At 59.2% G+C, this 17,630-nt stretch carries 13 protein-coding genes; 1 reads left to right on the top strand and 12 read right to left on the bottom strand.

Annotated elements, in window-relative coordinates:
• Positions 1 to 144: 144 nt before the first annotated feature.
• The 7 genes from DDT56_RS11290 to dalD all read right to left on the bottom strand — a co-directional run bounded on the left by DDT56_RS11290 (position 145) and on the right by dalD (position 10,214).
• Positions 145 to 1,383 (bottom strand): winged helix-turn-helix domain-containing protein, encoded by a 1,239-nt coding sequence (locus tag DDT56_RS11290; protein ID WP_136166542.1) that lies wholly within the window; start codon positions 1,381 to 1,383, stop codon positions 145 to 147.
• 193 nt (positions 1,384 to 1,576) lie between these two features.
• Positions 1,577 to 3,244: a methyl-accepting chemotaxis protein gene (locus DDT56_RS11285; RefSeq protein WP_136166541.1), complete on the bottom strand. Its 1,668-nt coding sequence runs from the start codon at positions 3,242 to 3,244 to the stop codon at positions 1,577 to 1,579.
• Between the two features lie 466 nt (positions 3,245 to 3,710).
• Positions 3,711 to 4,691, bottom strand: a complete 981-nt coding sequence (locus DDT56_RS11280) for an ABC transporter permease (RefSeq protein WP_210417010.1) — start codon at positions 4,689 to 4,691, stop codon at positions 3,711 to 3,713.
• A gap of 13 nt (positions 4,692 to 4,704) precedes the next feature.
• Positions 4,705 to 6,204 carry a sugar ABC transporter ATP-binding protein gene (locus DDT56_RS11275; RefSeq protein WP_136166575.1) on the bottom strand — a complete coding sequence of 500 codons (1,500 nt, stop codon included), beginning with the start codon at positions 6,202 to 6,204 and terminating at the stop codon, positions 4,705 to 4,707.
• 47 nt (positions 6,205 to 6,251) lie between these two features.
• On the bottom strand, positions 6,252 to 7,211 hold the full coding sequence (locus tag DDT56_RS11270) for a substrate-binding domain-containing protein (protein ID WP_136166540.1): 960 nt from the start codon (positions 7,209 to 7,211) through the stop codon (positions 6,252 to 6,254).
• A gap of 99 nt (positions 7,212 to 7,310) precedes the next feature.
• Positions 7,311 to 8,780, bottom strand: coding sequence for a xylulokinase (gene xylB, locus DDT56_RS11265; RefSeq protein ID WP_136166539.1), 1,470 nt, complete (start codon positions 8,778 to 8,780; stop codon positions 7,311 to 7,313).
• 33 nt (positions 8,781 to 8,813) lie between these two features.
• Positions 8,814 to 10,214 (bottom strand): D-arabinitol 4-dehydrogenase, encoded by a 1,401-nt coding sequence (dalD, locus tag DDT56_RS11260; RefSeq protein ID WP_136166538.1) that lies wholly within the window; start codon positions 10,212 to 10,214, stop codon positions 8,814 to 8,816.
• Positions 10,215 to 10,398: 184 nt separating this feature from the next.
• Here dalD and DDT56_RS11255 point away from each other — a divergent pair, with 184 nt between their 5' ends.
• Positions 10,399 to 11,361, top strand: coding sequence for a sugar-binding transcriptional regulator (locus tag DDT56_RS11255; RefSeq protein WP_136166537.1), 963 nt, complete (start codon positions 10,399 to 10,401; stop codon positions 11,359 to 11,361).
• 35 nt (positions 11,362 to 11,396) lie between these two features.
• Here the strand turns inward: DDT56_RS11255 and DDT56_RS11250 are convergent, their stop codons facing one another.
• Genes DDT56_RS11250 through DDT56_RS11230 form a run of 5 tightly spaced genes read right to left on the bottom strand, consistent with a single transcriptional unit; the run spans position 11,397 to position 17,449 of the window.
• Positions 11,397 to 12,338 carry a glycyl-radical enzyme activating protein gene (locus DDT56_RS11250; protein ID WP_136166536.1) on the bottom strand — a complete coding sequence of 314 codons (942 nt, stop codon included), beginning with the start codon at positions 12,336 to 12,338 and terminating at the stop codon, positions 11,397 to 11,399.
• A gap of 53 nt (positions 12,339 to 12,391) precedes the next feature.
• The gene (gene hpsG, locus DDT56_RS11245; protein ID WP_136166535.1) at positions 12,392 to 14,881 is read right to left on the bottom strand and encodes a (2S)-3-sulfopropanediol dehydratase; all 2,490 of its coding nucleotides are present in this window, start codon (positions 14,879 to 14,881) and stop codon (positions 12,392 to 12,394) included.
• A complete protein-coding gene (ssuB, locus tag DDT56_RS11240) occupies positions 14,878 to 15,681 on the bottom strand; it encodes an aliphatic sulfonates ABC transporter ATP-binding protein (protein WP_136166534.1) in 804 nt (267 codons plus the stop codon). Before ssuB ends, hpsG begins: the two co-directional genes overlap by 4 nt.
• On the bottom strand, positions 15,678 to 16,469 hold the full coding sequence (ssuC, locus tag DDT56_RS11235) for an aliphatic sulfonate ABC transporter permease SsuC (protein WP_136166573.1): 792 nt from the start codon (positions 16,467 to 16,469) through the stop codon (positions 15,678 to 15,680). Before ssuC ends, ssuB begins: the two co-directional genes overlap by 4 nt.
• 41 nt (positions 16,470 to 16,510) lie before the next feature.
• Entirely contained in the window at positions 16,511 to 17,449 is a 939-nt protein-coding gene (locus DDT56_RS11230) for a sulfonate ABC transporter substrate-binding protein (RefSeq protein WP_136166533.1), read from the bottom strand.
• Positions 17,450 to 17,630: the final 181 nt, after the last annotated feature.

Genomic DNA, 17,630 nt, shown 5'->3' with positions numbered 1-17,630 from the left:
CAGAGCCGGGACGTCCGAGATCAGTTTTTTTGACTCCCGTCACAAATCTGTATTGGGAGCAATTCATACCGCGAATGGCTAAGGATATTAATCTTCTAATAGAAGAAAAGCATTTTTATATTAAAACTAAAGAAAACCATTATTTCAAACAAGCCGATCCAGAAGCGACCAGCCGTTGCCCCAGCTTGGGTACAGCCCGGCGGGAATATGCCTTATGACGACTTTTTCCGCGCCGTGCCATCGCGCACAGCGGCTGAATGCCCCGGTGAGATCCTTAATGCGCCGCGCGGTGAGTTTTACTCCCTCTTCCAGATGCAGCGTTTTAATTTCAAACGCCTTCTCTTGGCGATGGATTTTGGCATCAACCCGCCCTATCAGCTCACCGCGGTTTAATATCGGCAGGGTAAAATAACCGTACCGCCGCAGGGCTTGCGGCGTATAGCACTCCAGTCGATAGTCAAAACCAAACAGCGTCAGCGCGCGTTTTCTGTCCCATACCACCGGGTCAAAAGGTGAAAGCAGCGTGGTTAGCGTGGCGCTTATCCGCCCCTGTAGCGCCTGATGCAGCAATTCGTACTGTGAGCGGTGGACATAATATTGCCCTTCCAGCCCGTCGACGTTCACCGCCGTAATCTCCCCGCTGTTGAGCAAGCGGGAAATAACCTCGCCGGTTTTAATACGCTTTAACCGGTAGTAATCGGCCAACCATTCGGCTTTGAAAAGACCGAGGCACTCGGCGGAACGGCGCAACATCTCGATTTCGGCTTGGTCCTGGGGCAAGGCCTGCGTGGCGTCGTCCCAGCCGGGCAATACGCGTTCGGCAAGATCATAAACGCGATGAAAATTGCGCCGTTCCGCCACCATCAACTTTCCGGCGGTAAACAGCGTTTCAAGGTGTCTTTTATGCGGTTTCCAGTCCCACCAGCCGCTGGACGTGGGTCTATCCGTACTGAAATCGGCCGAGCGCACCGGTCCGTTTTCAGCGATATGGCTCAGAAGCGCGGTGATGTCCTGCCGATGGGTTTCAAGCCATTCCTGTGAATATTTCCACCCCATTTTTTCAGGCCGCAGCATACGGTGGCGCAATAACGGGTAGTCTTCGATGGGAATAAAACAGGCTTCATGCGCCCAGTACTCAAACAGTTTGCCTTCGGCCAGCATCTCTTCCAGCCATGGCGTCGGATAATGTCCGAGGCGGCTAAAGAGCACCAGATAAGGGCTGCGCGCCACGACGCTGATGGTGTCGATTTGCAGCAATGCCATATTTCTGATGGCGGCGAGGAGATCGTCCCGCACGGGTTTACGCTTTAAGGGATGCTGCAGACGTTGTGCGGCGAGGTGCAGGTTACGCGCGGCGGAGAGAGATATAACCGGTTGAGACATATCGGTATCCGTTGATGATAATGCGGCTACGGATATCAATAACATATTTTGCCCGGAGCGCCAATTTACGCGCTGAAGTCAGGGAGGCAACGATGAGGCCCCGTGGCGCTGAAAACGGCCGGAGGCGGTAAGATGCCGCGGAAGTTATCACGCTTGATTATCACCGTCGGCAAGGCGCCGACGGTGATTTTTATTAAAACCTGGTCCAGTTCCCTTCGGCTGAGGCCGCTGATTTGCCGCCGGCCGCCGCTTTATGCTCCAGAGCGACAGACGCCGTAGCGGCGGAGGCTGGCTTGCCGGCCGCAGACGCCCCCTGCTGTTCGCCCGTCAGCCGAAATACGCTGACCCCCTGCTCCAGTTGCTCGGCCTGCTGCTGCAGCGACTGGGTGGCCGCCGACGCCTCGTTCACCAGCGCCGCATTTTGCAGCGTGGTCTGCTCCATCTGGGTCACCGCCACATTCACCTGGTCAATCCCCAGTGATTGTTCCTGACTGGCGGCGCTGATTTCACTCACCAAATCGCTGACTTTGCGCACGCCGCCGACAATCTCCAGTATCGACGATCCGGCCTGTTCCACCAGCCGGTTGCCCGTTTCCACGGTCTGCACCGAATGGTCGATCAGTTCCTTGATTTCCTTGGCCGCCGACGCGCTGCGCTGGGCCAGGCTGCGCACTTCGCTGGCCACCACGGCGAAGCCCCTCCCCTGCTCGCCGGCGCGGGCGGCTTCCACCGCCGCGTTGAGCGCCAGGATATTGGTCTGGAAAGCGATGCTGTCGATCACCCCGATAATGTCCACAATCTTCTTGGATGAGGTGTTGATCGCCCCCATGGTCTGCACCACTTCGTTCACCAACTGCCCGCCCGACTGGGCCTGTCCGGCGGTGGACTGCGCCATCTGGTTGGCCTGTTTGGCGTTGTCGGCGTTCTGGCGCACGGTGGACGCCAACTGCTCGATGGCGGCCGCCGTCTCCTGCAGCGCGCTGGACTGCTCTTCGGTACGGCTGGAAAGGTCGAGGTTGCCCGCGGAGATTTGCGAAGACGCCCCGGCGATGGATTCCGCCCCCTGGCGCACCTCGCCGACGATGGTGCGCAGCCGGACGGTCATATTGCGCAGGGCATGAAGCAGCAGCGCGGTCTCATCCCGGCCTTCCGGACGCACATCCTGGGTGAGATCGCCGTCGGCCACCGCATTGGTGATCCGCACCGCGTGTTCCAGCGGCCGCACGATGCTGCGGGTGAGCACCCAGGCCAGCAGCGAACCGGCAATCGCGATCAGCAGGCCGATAATACCCAGAAAGAGATAGCCGTTGCCGGCTCCTCGGGAAATATCCTGCCCCAGTTGGTCGATGCTGGCGCGCTGAAAGTCGCGCAGGGCCTGCAGCGTATCCATATAGTTACGCGCCGCCGGCCGGAAATCCTGCTCGAAAATCGCTAAAGCCTGTTCAAGCTGGCCGCTCGACTTCACCGTGATGATAAGATCGCGCGCCTTGATATAGCTCTGACGAACCTCGTTCAGCTTATCGAATAACGCTTTTTCCTGCGGCCCGGCGAGCCGCCCGGCAAATTCGGCCTGCCGTTCGCTGGACCCCTTGCTGGCAATGGCGTTTTCCGCCGCGAACAGTTCGGATAACGCATCGTCGCTGCTGCGGGCAATGGCGGTGGTGCGCTGTACGCTGGCGCTGATAACGCCATACCAGTCCGTCACCAGCCGCTCCTTCTGCAACGGCTCTTGCATCATCTGCCGGGTGCGTTGATCAATCTGTTGCAGCTGATAGATACCGCAAGCCAGCATCACCAGGGAAAAGACGATAAGCACGCCAAATCCCACCGCCAGCCGAATACCGATTCTATAGTTCTTCACTTTCTCACTTCCCTCGTGTGGATAAGGATAAGGCTTGCCCGATGCAAACCTTTGCGTTAATGCCGCGCGTATTGATTGCATCCGTTTAACATCAGTCACATCCCGGCGTGTTACGGGAGGTTGCCGCAGCGCTTGAGGTGCGTGGAAAATGATGTTTGCCAATCTTGTGAAACCGCGTCGAACGAGCGGTTATGAAATCTTGCCACCAGAGACCTCGCACTTCGGGTGAGCACGTGCGCGTTATGACTGAAAATATTTCTAACGCCTGTTACTTATCGGCTGACGGCGAAGGAAGTTTACGTTTATGATCGACAAAAACGATCAAAAACATTATTTTAATAGGTTTTGTAAATTAAATAGGTAGTTTTGATCGTTGAATTCTATTTTGATCCGGTGGTGTATTGCGGTTTCCAGCGCCGCAGTCCGGCGCGTGCTATGCCTGCACGCGCCGCGGCCTGCCCCGCGCTTATGCCCGCGCCCGGGATTTAACGCTCTCCAGCATCACGGCGACGATAATGATCACCCCTTTTACCACCTGCTGGTTATAGCCGGAAATATTCATTAAATTCATCAGGTTGGAAATAATGCTCAGGATCAGCACGCCAATAATGGTATTAACCACCGTGCCGCGTCCTCCCGCCAGGCTGGCGCCACCCACCACCACCGCGGCGATCACGTCCAGCTCAAAACCGATGGACATCACCGGCGACCCCACGCCGGTGCGGGTGGAGGCCAGCACGCCGGCCAGGCCGCACGCCAGTCCGCTCAGGGCATAGACGGCGAATTTGAACCAATCCACCCTGACGCCGGCAAAGCGGGTGGCGGTTTCATTGGAGCCGATGGACACCACCAGACGGCCAAACACCGTGTAGCGATACACAAAGTGCGCCAGCAGCGCAAAGGCGATAAACACATAGACCGGCAGCGGCAATCCCAACAGGTAGCCGGTGCCGAAATTCACATAGGACACATCATCAATAAAAACCGGCTGCCCCTTGGCGGCGATCAGCGCCACGCCGCGGGCGATGGTCATCATGGCCAGCGTGGCGATAAACGGGGCGATATTGAAAAACGTCACCAGGCTCCCGGCGGCGGCCCCCACCAGCGTGGCGATGCCGGCGCCGGCGATAATCGCCGGCATCACCCCGATTTCCGGGATCAGCAGCGCCACCGCCACCGAGACCAGCGCCATAATCGACCCCACGGAGAGGTCGATGCCGCCGGTCAGGATCACGAACAGCATGCCGATGGCCGCCAGCCCGAGCGGCACGCTCTGCCTTAAGACATTGGTAATATTCTCCGGCGTGTAAAAACGGTCGGATAAAAAATTGGCCACGATCAACATGACGAAAAACACCAGCAGCGTCGAGTTGTTGGCAAAAAAATGCAGCGTCTTGCTCCGCAACGCGAAACCGGTGTTTTTGGTAGAGTCTTTTACCGTTTCCATAATCTTTCCTCAGCTACGCTAAAGCACGTTTGGGTATGGCGAAGCGCATAATGTTCTCTTCGGTGATCTGCTCGCCGTGCAGTTCGGCGGTGATGGTTCCTTCGCTCATCACGTACACCCGATGAGCCAGGGAGATGACCTCGATCATTTCCGAAGAAATCACAATAATGGCGTAGCCCTTTTCGGCTAATTCATGAATCACGTTATAAATTTCCACCTTGGCGCCGACATCCACGCCGCGGGTAGGTTCGTCGAGGATCAGCAGATCGCATTCGGTGGCCAGCCATTTGGCGATCACCACCTTTTGCTGATTTCCGCCGCTGAGGCTGGAGATAGGATCTTCCACCGAACCCAATTTAATCGACAGCCGCTGACGCGACTGTTCGCTCACCTCCCGCTCGCGGCGGTAATTTAAAATGCCGAAGCGGTAACAAACGCGTTTTAAATTCGATAACGTCATATTCTCCCGGATGGGCCGGGATAGAATGGCGCCCTGCTCTTTACGACTCTCCGGCACCAGGCCGATACCCTGGCGCATGGCGTCGGCGGGATGGCGCACGGCGATCTCCCTGCCGTTTTTCACAATCCGCCCGGCGGTCATACGGTCCAGGCCGAACAGACAGCGGGAAATTTCCGTGCGCCCGGAGCCCACCAGCCCCGCCAGGCCGACGATTTCGCCTTTTCTGGCGCTGAGATTGATATCTTTCAGCAGCGACTTGGTGGACATGCCGTAGACCTCAAGCACGGTTTCTTGCCGGGGAACGTTTTTCGGCGGATAAAGGTTTTCGAATTTACGCCCCACCATGCTGGAAATAATGTCATCTTCGGTGCAGGTGGCGGGGTCCAGGTCGGTCACCGTTTCGCCGTCCTTGATCACCGTAATCGCGTCGGCGATGGCGAATATCTCCTCCAGACGGTGGGAGATATACAGAATGGTCACCCCCTGGCCTTGCAACAGCTTCAACTGGCCGAACAGGATATCGATCTCACGGCGCGACAGAACCGCAGAGGGTTCGTCCAGAATCAAAATTTTTACGTCCCTGGCCAGCGACTTGGCGATTTCCACCATTTGCTGATAGGCGACGCTCAGGGAGCCGAGCCGAGCCGTGGGAGGAATATGAAAGCCCAGGTTGGATAATACCCGGGCGGCCTTCTGATTCATTTTTTTCCAGTTGACCAACCGGCCGCCGAAGCCGAGATCGCCCAAGAAAATATTCTCCGCCACGGTGAGGTCCGGGGCCAGCGCCAGCTCCTGGTAGATAATGCCGATATGGTTTTCCCGGCTCTGCTTCGGCGACGTGAAGTGGACCTCTTCGCCATTGATATGGATGGTTCCGCCGTCCTTGACATAGATGCCGGACAGAATCTTCATCAGGGTGGATTTACCGGCGCCGTTTTCTCCCACAATGGCGTGGATACTGCCCTTCTTCACTTTCAAATCAATGTTTTTCAGCGCATGGACGCCGCCAAAACTTTTTTTAACCTGCTCGATAACCACCGCATACTGGTCCATGAAATACCTCATTTTCAGCCCCCCTGGTTCGCCAGGGGGGAAGCGACTTAGAAAAGCGATTCAGGATCGTAGACTTTCTTCACGTTATCTTTGGTGATCAGTACGGTGGGGGTATAGACGTAATCCGGGAAATCCTTATTGCCCGCCTGGTATTTAGCGATAATATCCAGCACGGTGGCCGTCAGGGTATTGGGGTTATTGGCGGCCGTCGCCTGCAGGTCGCCGCGCTCCACCGCTTCCAGCCCTCTTTTATAGCCGTCGTGGGCGTAGACTTTTACCTCCTGCAGCTTATTGGCGCCTTTTAACGACAGTATCGCCCCCAGCGCCATATCATCCATTTCGCTGTAGACGCAGTTAATCTTGCTGCCGTGGGCGACGACGATATCCTCCATGGCTTTCAGGCCGCCCTGCTGATCCCAGTTGCCCCAGCCCTGGCTGACGATGGTCAGGTTGGTCTGGTTATATTTGCGCAACTGGGCTTCCATCACCCCGCGGATAAAGTTGGAGCGCCGGGCTTCGCCCACCAGATTCCCCTGGTTGCCGCTGATCAGCACGCAGTTCATCGGTTTGTTGCCGAATTGCTCCACCGCATATTCGCCGATGGCGATATTGTTTCTGGCGTTGTTGGCCTGCACGCGGGTAATCACCGGCGCATCCAGGGAAATATCGCTATCGAGAATAACGGTGGGAATGCCCGCGCGTTTGGCGATTTGGGTAATGCGCAGGCCCGCTTCGGGATCCTGCGGATTCAGCACCAGATAATTAATCCCCTGGGAGATCATATCTTCAACGTCCGAAATCTGCTTGGTCAGATCCCCGCGCGCATCGGTGGTAATCAGATCGTAGCCGCGCTCTTTGGCATGGATCTTCATATATTCGGTCAGCCCGTTGAAAAAGGCGCCGTTAAGGGTGCGGTTGGCAAAACCCACTTTGATTTTATCTTCGGCGTGGGCGGAAACCGTTACTGCTGCTGCGGCCAGAAGAAGACCCGCTAATACTTTTTTCATCTGTCTCTTTCCTTCTCTTTTTGCGATGGGGTAGACGTCAGGTAGGGCGAAGCCGTCTACTTCTTATGGTATTTGCTGCCGGTCGGGAAGCCTCAGGGGCTATTGAACCCTTGTCCTGGCCTCCACCTGCTGACGGTAAAACAGCCGGTAACGGGCTAAACGGCCGCGCAGCTGTTCGGCCCGCTCGCCGCCGGCGGTAAAACGGCTATCGTTCGCCGGTTTGGCGCACACCTGCGCCTCATCGCCGCCAGCCGCCAGCCAGCCGAGGCGCGCGGCGCCCAATGCGCCGCCGGCCGCGCCGTCCCGGTGCGTCACCACCGGGATATCCATCACGTCGGCAATCAGCTGCGCCCACCAGGGGCTGCGCGCGCCGCCGCCGATCAGCGAAAACTGTTCGATGCGGCTGCCGGCCTGCTTCATCACTTCCAGACCGTCGACCAGTCCGAAAGCGACGCCCTCCAGTACCGCATAGGCCAGCGCGGCGCGCTCGGTGGAGTGCGTCATGCCGTGGAAGGATCCGCTGGCGATAGGGTCGTTATGGGGCGTGCGTTCGCCGGAAAGATAGGGCAGGAAGATCGGCGCCCGCAGCTGCTCGTCCCGGCTCAGCTCGGCCACTTCCGCCAGCAGGGTGGGCTCATCGGTACGCAAAATGCGGCACAGCCAGCGCAGCGCGCTGGCGGCAGTAAGCATGACGCTCATCTGGTGCCAGCGCTGCGGCAGGGCATGGCAGAACGCATGCACCGCCGACTGCGGATTGGGGCGAAAACTTTCGTTGACCACAAAAATCACCCCGGAGGTGCCCAGGGAGATAAACGCATCGCCGCTGTTCACCGCCCCGATCCCCACGGCGCTGGCGGCGTTATCCCCGCCGCCGCCGGCGATGATGACCGTTTCCGCCAGCCCCCATTCGCGGGCCACATCCGCCTTCAGGCGGGCGGAAGGCGCGGAGCCCTCCACCAGCGCGGGCATATGGTCACGCGTCAAACCGCAGGCTTGCAGCAGCGCGTCCGACCAGTCCCGTTTGGCGACGTCCAGCCACAGGGTTCCCGCCGCATCGGACATGTCGGAGACTTTCTCGCCGCTCATCATCAGACGCAGATAATCCTTCGGCAACAGCACGGTGTTGATGCGGGCGAATAGTTGCGGTTCGTGTTTAGCCACCCACAGCAGCTTGGGGGCGGTAAAACCGGGCATCGCCAGATTACCGGCGATGCGATGCAGTTCCGGCGCCCGCGCGGTCAGTTCGTCGCACTCCGGGGCGCAGCGGGTGTCATTCCACAAAATGGCCGGCCGGAGAACCCGATCGGCGGCGTCAAGCAGCACCGCGCCGTGCATCTGCCCGGACAGGCCGATGCTGCGAATGCCCGGCCAGATATCCGCATGGCGGGCGCGTAACCGGCCGATGGCCCGGTTGGCGGCCACCCACCACTGGGCCGGGTCCTGTTCCGACCACTGCGGGTGCGGCCGCTGTACGGTCAGCGCTTCGCCTTCGCCGGCGACCAGCGTCCCCGCGTCGTCGATAATGACGATTTTTATCTCCGAGGTGCCTAAATCAAGACCGAGATACATAATCGCTCCCTCTGGGTTTAAGGTAGGGTGAAATTAATGGCTGACGGCCAGCGGCGCATTGGCCCGCGCCCAGGCATCAAGCCGGGCAACGGTCTCGCGCAGCAACTGTTCGAACTCCTCTTTGGCGGCCAGCGGCCCGAACAGCTTCTCATCGCGGGCGTAGCCGGCGAGGGGGTCGGCCGAAGCGAACATGGCGTGGGTGGCCGCCTCATCCAGAATGCCGTCCTGATAGTCGTACGGCAGCGTTCCCTCATGCCAGCGGCGCATAAAGATAAAAAACAGCGCCGGCAGCGCCGCGGTGGCCCTGGGCTGCCGGCCGCGGGCGTAGCACTCGATGAGCGTCGGGGTGATAAATCCCGGAATTTTGGAAAATCCGTCGGCCGCCACCCGCTGATTGGTGTCGCGGATATAGGGATTGCCGAATCTTTCCAGCACCACGTCGCGGTATTGGCCGAGATCCAGCGGACTGGGAGTCAGCGACGGGATCACATCCTCGGTTACGTAGTCATAGGCCATCCGGCGGATAGCGTCGGTGCCGGTGCTTTCATGGATATAGGACTGGCCGATCAGCGTGCCAGCCCAGGCGATACAGCTGTGGCTGGCGTTGAGGATGCGGATTTTCGCCTCTTCATAGGGCGCCACCGAATCCACCATCTCGACGCCGACGTTTTCCAGCGCCGGACGCCCGGCGATAAAGTTATCCTCCACCACCCACTGAATAAAGGATTCCCCCATCACCGGCGCCCGGTCGTCCACCCCCAGCTTTTCTTTGACGCGGGCGGCGATATCGGCGGCGGGACGCGGCGTAATACGGTCGACCATGGTGTTCGGCGTGGTGGTATGGCCGTTCACCCAGGCCAGTAAATCGCCCTCGCCCTGCAGGGTCAGAAATTCGCTCAGCCCGTCGTGAAAACGTTCGCCGTTGTGGCGCACATTGTCGCAGCTCAGCAGCGTGACCCCGCCGCTGTTCCGCGCCCGGCGGGTACGGAGAATATGCGCGACGGCCCCGTAAATGGTGCGCACGCCGCCCTGCAGATCGGCCTGGATGTCGGCGTTGGATTGATCCAGCCTGAAATGGGTGTCGAGGTAATAGCCGCCCTCGGTCACGGTAAAGGAGATGACGCGCGTCGCGGCGTCGGCGCCCTGTTCAACCAGCGCCGACAGCTGCGGGTCCCAGGGGATAATGGTGCGCAGAGAGGTGATTTTTTCATAGCTGCGCTCCCCGGCCGGCGTTACGGTTTCCAGGACGTATTCTCCATTTTGTTGCGCCAGGGTCTCCAGCAGCGGATTGGCGTCGTCACGAATATTGCCCAGCGCTATCGACCAGCGTCGGTCACCCTGCAGCAACAGGCGGTGCAGGTACCAGGCCTGATGCGCGCGGTGAAACGAACCGGCGCCGATATGCATCCAGGTAAAGTGCTCTAAGGTGGTCATAATATCTATTACCTCGCAACAGGGTGATGAGCATAAGCTCACAAAATGAGTAATTGCCTGGAAAAAAGCATAGTTGAATAATAGCTCAATGAATGAGCTTTAGCTCACACATTAGAAATGAGCGATTTACCCGCCTGTCGCCGGCGGGTTATAGTTTTGACACTGCTAAAAGTGAGTACCATCTATGAGTAAAACCGATAGGAAGTTGGATCACGCCGCGCGCGCCGCCTGGATGTATTACGTGGCGGGCAAAACCCAGCATGAAATCGCCGAGCTATTGGGGGTTTCCCGCCAGGCGGCCCAGCGGCTGGTGGCGCTGGCCTCCGAGCACGGCCTGGTCAGGGTCAACATCACCCATCCGGTCGCCGACTGCACGGCATTGTCCCAGCAGTTGGCCCACCATTTTCGCCTGTCGACCTGCCTGGTGGTGCCCTCCGCCGGTATGGACAGCGCCAGCCTTAACCGGATGATCGCCGTGGCCGGCGCCGAGCTGATGGCGCAGTTTATCCACCGGGAATCCCCGCAGGTCATCGCCGTGGGTTCGGGACGGGCGCTGCGCTCCACCATCAACGAGCTGCCGCAAATCGATCGTCCCCAGCACAGCTGCGTATCGCTTATCGGCGCCATCGCCGCGGACGGTTCCTGTACCCGTTACGACGTCCCGCTGTGGATGGCGGAGAAAACCCAGGGCAAATATTTTATTTTGCCGGCGCCGTTATTCGCCGACAATCTGACGGATAAAGAGCTGTGGTGCAATCACCGCATCTATCGCATGGTCACCGAGAAAGCGGCGCAGGCGGACGTCACCTTTATCGGCATCGGCCAGATGAACTATCACTGTCCGCTGCATTACGACGGTTTTATCACCACCGAAGAAGTGGAGAGCCTGACGGCGGCGGGGGTGACGGCGGAGATCGTGGGACACTTTATCGGCGCCGACGGCCAGCGGGTGCCGAGCGCGATGGACGACCGCCTGACCAGCGTCACCATCAGACAATACCCCGAAAAACCGGTTATCGCCTTTGCCGGCGGGGAGGAGAAGTTCCGCGCCATTCAGGCGGTGCTGCGCGGCGGCTGGATAACCGGCCTGGTCACCGATGAAGATACCGCCAGAAAACTGTTGGCCGCTCCAGCGCGCGATCTTTAAAGGCCGCGCAGCCTCCCGGCGCAAATCGTCCCCGCTCACTCGGCCGGCACGCCATAGCGCGCGCCGCAGCGCATGGCGGCATGCCGGATAATATCGGCGGCGGCGTTATTCTCAAGCCGTTGCTCGTCGGGAAAATAGTCCCGGCCCAGCAGGCGGTATTTGTCGCTGCCTAAACGGTGGTAAGGCAGGATTTCGTAGCTGACCCGCGGCAGCGACAGCACAACATCGACGATTTGGTCGATATCCTCCCGCGCGGCGTTAAATCCCGCAATCAGCGGAGTGCGGACATGGATGGGCAGGTCGGGAAATTCCCGGCGCAGCCGCAGCAGATTGTGCAGAATGCGCCGGTTGCCGCGCCGCGTAAAGCGGCGGTGCCGTTGGTCGTTCAGGCTTTTCACGTCAAAGTAGACGGCGTCGGTGTAAGCGGCCAGCGCGCGCAATACCGACCAGTTCCCTTCCCCGCAGGTCTCCAGCAGCGTATTGATGTGGTGTTTCTTCGCTTCCCGCAACAGCGCCAGCGAAAAGTCCCCCTGCATCAGCGGTTCGCCGCCGCTCAGGGTTAAGCCGCCTCCGGAGCGCAGATAAAAAATCGCGTCGGACTCGACGATATCCAGCACCTGGCGTACCGTCATCCGCTCGCCGAAGTGGTGTAAAGCCCGCGTCGGGCAAGGGGCGACGCATTGCAGACAGTTCGAGCAGCGGCGGCGATCGATCCGCACCTCCCCCGCGGGCGTGTAAGCCAGCGCCGCCGCCGGGCATTGATGCGCGCACAGGCCGCAGGTCGCGCGCCCCAGACACTTGCGCCCATCAACGGCGATTTCCGGCCTGCCGTGCTGGGACTCGGGATTACTGCACCACGCGCAGCGCAGCGGGCAGCCTTTGAGAAACACCAGGGTGCGGATGCCCGCGCCGTCATGCAGGGAGTAGCGCTGGGTATTAAACACCCAGCCGGTCGGCAGTTCAGCGGGAAGCGGCATAGATTTATTTACCGTAATCGGGCGGCGGATAACGCAGCCGCGACGGCATGCGCCTAGAACATTTCATGACCGGTGCGGGCGATCAAATCGTCCTGTAAATCCGGCGACAAATCGGTGAAATAGGCGCTGTAGCCGGCAATGCGCACAATCAGCCCCCGGTAGCGTTCCGGATCGGCCTTGGCCGCCAGCAGGGTTTCGCGGTTGATCACGTTAAATTGCACGTGCCACAATTTCAGGTCGCACCAGGCGCGGATCAAATCGCACAATTTCCGCGTGCCCGTCTCCCCGGCGACAACGGACGGAGTGAATTTGATATTCAGCAGGCGCGCCGCCCGCTCGCGGAACTGATAGTTTTTGGTCTGATAATTCGACAGCAGCACCGCCGTCGGCCCTTTGGCGTCGCATCCCTGAGACGCCGAGGAGCCGTCCGACAGCGGCATCCAGGCTTTACGACCGTTTGGCGTGGCATGCACCACCTTGCCGAACGGCACGTGGGAGGTGAACGGCACCAGCCGCAGATCGAGATGCACCCCCAGGGTTTGCGAATACTGCCGGGTGAATTCCAGGCAGACCTTATCCAGCGCCTTGCCGATATCGTCGGCGTAGGGATCGTTGTTGCCGTATTTGGGCGCGTTCATCAGCAGGGCGCGCAGCACCTGATGATGTTCGAAATTGTTTTCCAGCGCCTCCAGCAAGTGCCGCATGGAGATACGCCGCTCTTCGTAGACCAGCTTTTTAATCGCCGCCAGCGAATCAATCACCGTGCCGTAGCCCATAAATTCGAAGTAGCCTAAATCAATCCCGCCCTCAATCACCGGCTGGTGAATATCCTTGCAGGCGTCCATGGCTAAATCATGCAGCGCCGTTCCCAGCGGCCAGGCAAAATGTCTGGCGCGTAAATCGATGATGATCTTTTGCTGAATAAAGGCGTGACGCAGGAAATTGATATGCTGGCGGAGATAGGCCTGCCAGAACGCCTCCCACGTGGGAAAATCCAGCGGATCGCCGGTTTCCAGCCCCAGCAGTTCGGCGCCGTAGCGTTGCATCCGTCCGTTATAGAGCGTCATTTCCAGCGCCGCCGGGAAATTGATATAGGCGCAGGGGCTGGTATAGGTATCAAGGTTCGGCATCCGGCATTCGGCGCAGCCGGAAACCGCATAGTCATAGGCCTGCTCGAACCCGGCCCCTTTGGAGAGCAATAAGGGAACCACCTCTTCGTCATTGATTAATTTAGGAAAGCCGGTGCCTTCTTTAATCGTCTGCGCAATATCGTGCAGGAAACGCGCCGGCGTGCGGTTGTGAATACGGGCGGCCAGATCCGGATAATGCAGCGGGAATTCACGTTTGGAGCGTAAAAACAGGTGCGACAAAGGGTTGGTGGCATCCATGCCCTGCGGCGTCTGCCCGCCGATGGTCACCGCCTCCCAGTGGGCATAACCTTCGTTAAAGGCGCCGCCGGTGGGCGAAATATATAAATCCACAAACTGCGCCATGGCAACCCACATGCAGGAGAGCCATTCCAGCGCCTGTTCGTCATTCAATATCCCCTGCTCAACGTCGCGCTGATAATAGGGGAAAAGATACTGGTCCATGCGGCCGTTGGAAATAATGGTGCCGGTTTTCTGCTCCAGACGGGAAAAAAGCTGGGTAAACCACTGCGCCTGCAGCGCATCGCGGAAGTCGCGCGCCGGATGCTCCGGCACCCATTCACAGCGTTCGGCGATTTCCAGCAGTTCCTGCCGCCGCCGCGGATTGTTCTCTTTTTGCGCCAGCGTTGCGGCAAGCCGCGCATGACGCCGAGCCCACAGCACGACGGCGTCGGCGGCGATAATAATCGCCTGTAAGAACGGCGCCTTCTCCACGTTATCGACCGGATTAAACGGGTCCAGCTGCGCCAGGCGCTGCTCGGCGTCCTGCCGGATGCCTTTAAAACCGCGCTTCAATACCTTTTCATAATCATGCACCCATTGAATGGAGGAGCGAAAAGAGGAGGTTTCATTGACGATAAAGCGCGAAGTCTGGCGATCGGCGGGGTCGTAAGTCAGGCGCAGCGTCTCTTCCGGCAGCGCCTGGGATAAATGCTCATGGTAGGTTTTGCCCTGCCAGTAGGGAGTGATCTCCTCGCGGATCACCGCGCTGTCCCGCTTATCGATGATAAACGGCGACTCCCGCCGCGCGGGAAGCTGGCTGATGGCGGCGTCGAGAAAATCCCCGTCCAGTTCGGGATAGAGAATGCCGTAGCGCCCCGGTTTACCGGCGCGGCCGACGATAAGCTGCTCGTCGTCGATATACACGGTGATGTTCTGCGCGATGTGATACATCGCCTTCGCCCAGCGCAGAATCAGTAATTGCCCTTCGGTGGCGCGCATCGACTCGGTGAAATAGCGGGCGCGCTCAACGTCAATGGCGGGTTTTCCCTGCAGAATGTCGGCCAATATGCGCTCGGTTCTGCGCGAACCGGCCGCGCCGTCCCGCGGGGGCGTCTCCTGGGAGTGTAAAAGACGCGCCTCCTGCGGGCTTAATACCAGCGTATCCTGACTCATTGCCGCCCCTCGTGGTACTTGAGTTCGCTATCCGCCTCGTCCCCGGCGCGCTTCTCCTCATGGCGATTAAAGATATGTTCCAGAATTTCCTGCTCCAGCGCCGCCAGGCGAGCCTGCCCGCGCTGACGGGGCCGCGGCAGATCGATCTGCAAATCCAGACCGATATTTCCCTGTTCGATAAGGATCACCCGATCGGCGATGCCGACCGCTTCGCTGACGTCATGGGTCACCAGCAACACGGTGAACCCCTGTTCCAGCCACAGGCTTTCAATCAGCTGCTGCATTTCAATGCGCGTCAGCGCATCCAGCGCCCCCAGCGGTTCATCAAGCAGCAACAGACGCGGGCGATGAATCAGCGCCCTGGCCAACGCCACGCGCTGTTTCTGCCCGCCGGAGAGCGCCGCCGGCCAGTCGTTTTCCCGACCGGACAGCCCCACCGCCTCCAGCGCTTCCCGCGCCTTGGGCTTCCAGTCGCCCTTCAGGCCGAGGCCGATATTTTCAATCACCGTTTTCCACGGCAGCAGTCTGGCATCCTGAAACATCAGACGGATATCCTGCTGCAATTGATGCAGCGGCTGATTGCCCGACAGCAGCCGCCCCGAACTGGGTTTCTCCAGCCCGGCCAGCAGCCGCAGCAGCGTGCTCTTGCCGCAGCCGCTGCGCCCGACCACCGCGATAAACTGTCCGGCGGGGATCTGCAGGTCCAGGTTATGCAATACGGATCGCTGATTAAACTGTTTATCGAGCCGTTGCGTAACCAGCGGAATGCCCTGATTAACGGCGTAAATACGAGCGCTCATGCCGCACCTCCGGCAGATTGATACGAGGGATGCCAGCGCAGCCAGCTGCGCTCCAGCAGGCGGGCGGCGACGTCGGCCAGTTTGCCGAGCACGGCGTACAGAATAATCGCCATCACCACCACGTCGGTTTGCAGAAACTCGCGGGCATTCATCGCCAGATAGCCGATCCCGGAGCTGGCGGAAATGGTTTCCGCCACAATCAGCGTCAGCCACATCAATCCCAGCGCAAAGCGCACGCCGACCAGAATGGACGGCAGCGCGCCGGGAAGGATCACCTGACGAAACAGCGAGAAACCGGAGAGCCCGTAATTACGCGCCATCTCCACCAGCCCGGCATCCACATGCCGCACTCCGTGATAGGTGTTCAGATAGATAGGGAAAAAGGTGCCCAGCGCCACCAGGAAAATCTTGGCGGATTCATCAATGCCGAACCAGAGAATAACCAGCGGGATCAGCGCCAGATGGGGGACATTACGCACCATCTGCACCGTACTGTCGATCAGTAAGGCGCCGAAGCGCGACAGTCCGGTAATCAAGCCTAGCAATAACCCGATGCCGCCGCCGATGCCGAACCCCACCGCCGCCCGCCAGCTGCTGATCGCCAGGTGCTGCCACAGCTCGCCGCTGTAGGCCAGCGTCCAGCCCGCTTTAAGCACCGCGCCCGGCGCCGGCAAGATCCGGGTGGACAACCAGCCGGCCGTCACCGCCCCTTGCCAGACGGCGATCAGCAGTAGCGGAATCAGCCAGGGGGTCAGGCGTGTCGCTGCCGATTTAATCCATACGTTCATCGTCGATTTACTCCCTGATAACTCGTCAATATCGCGGGCGATCACTGAGGTTGCGCCCATACCGCCTGTTTGATATCCAGCTTGTGCGGGATAAGTTTCAACTCCGTAAAGGCGTCGGCAACGCGCTGCTGCCCGGCAATCACTTCTGGGGTGATAACCCGCGTATCATAGTTCTGCCGCTCAACGGCTAGGCGGGTGATATCTTCCGGCAGGCCCAGCAGCGGCGCGATCTGACGGGCAACCGCCTGCGGATCCTGCGTCGCTTTCCTGCCAATCAGCCGGATTTCCTCAATCAGCGCCGTTATCACCTGCGGGTGTTTGGCGGCGAAATCGCGGGTCGCCAGATAGAACTGGTGATTGTCGACAATCCCGCGGCCGTCGCGCAGAACGCGAGCCTGGATCTGTTTTTCCGCCGCGGCGCTGAAGGGGTCCCAGATGACCCAGGCGTCGACGCTGCCGTTTTCAAAGGCGGCGCGGGCGTCGGCGGGCGGTAAGTAAACCGGGGTAATATCGCTGTATTTCAGCCCGGCGTCCTCCAAGGCGCGCACCAGTAAATAATGCACGTTCGAACCTTTATTCAGGGCGACCTTTTTGCCTTTCAGCTCCGCCACCGATTTCAGCGGCGAATCCTTGGGCACAAGAATGGCCTCGGCCGTGGGCGAGGCGGGGTCGTTGGCCACATAAACCAGATTCGCTCCCGCCGCCTGCGCAAACACCGGCGGCGTCTCTCCGGTGTAACCAAAATCGATGGCGCCGACATTCAGCCCCTCAAGCAGCTGCGGGCCGCCGGGAAACTCGGTCCACTTCACCGTCACCCCCTGCGAGCGCAGTCTGTTTTCCAGCGCCCCTTCCCCTTTCAACAAAACCAACGCGGCGGCGGATTTCTGATAGCCGATGCGTAAAACCTCCGCGGAATAAGCCGCCGCGGAAAAGGTGATGGAGAGAATGAAAACCAGGCTATAACGGGCGAAAAACCTCATAAATGCACCATAAAATAGGGAACCATAACGCATCCTAATATTTATCAAACGGTAGTCTGAAATACCCGTTATTAATAAGGATAGAAATTATTTGTCTAACATCTAATGGCGATGCGCAAAGGTTTACGCTTTCCGTATCAGCTTGAAAATTAAAAAGAGTAATATCGTCGATAAATCAATA

Origin of the sequence: Brenneria corticis (genome assembly GCF_003115855.1) — a bacterium.
Taxonomy (GTDB): Bacteria; Pseudomonadota; Gammaproteobacteria; order Enterobacterales; family Enterobacteriaceae; genus Brenneria; species Brenneria corticis.
Note: the sequence above shows the minus strand (reverse complement) of the source record. Positions and strands in the feature narration are given on the sequence as shown.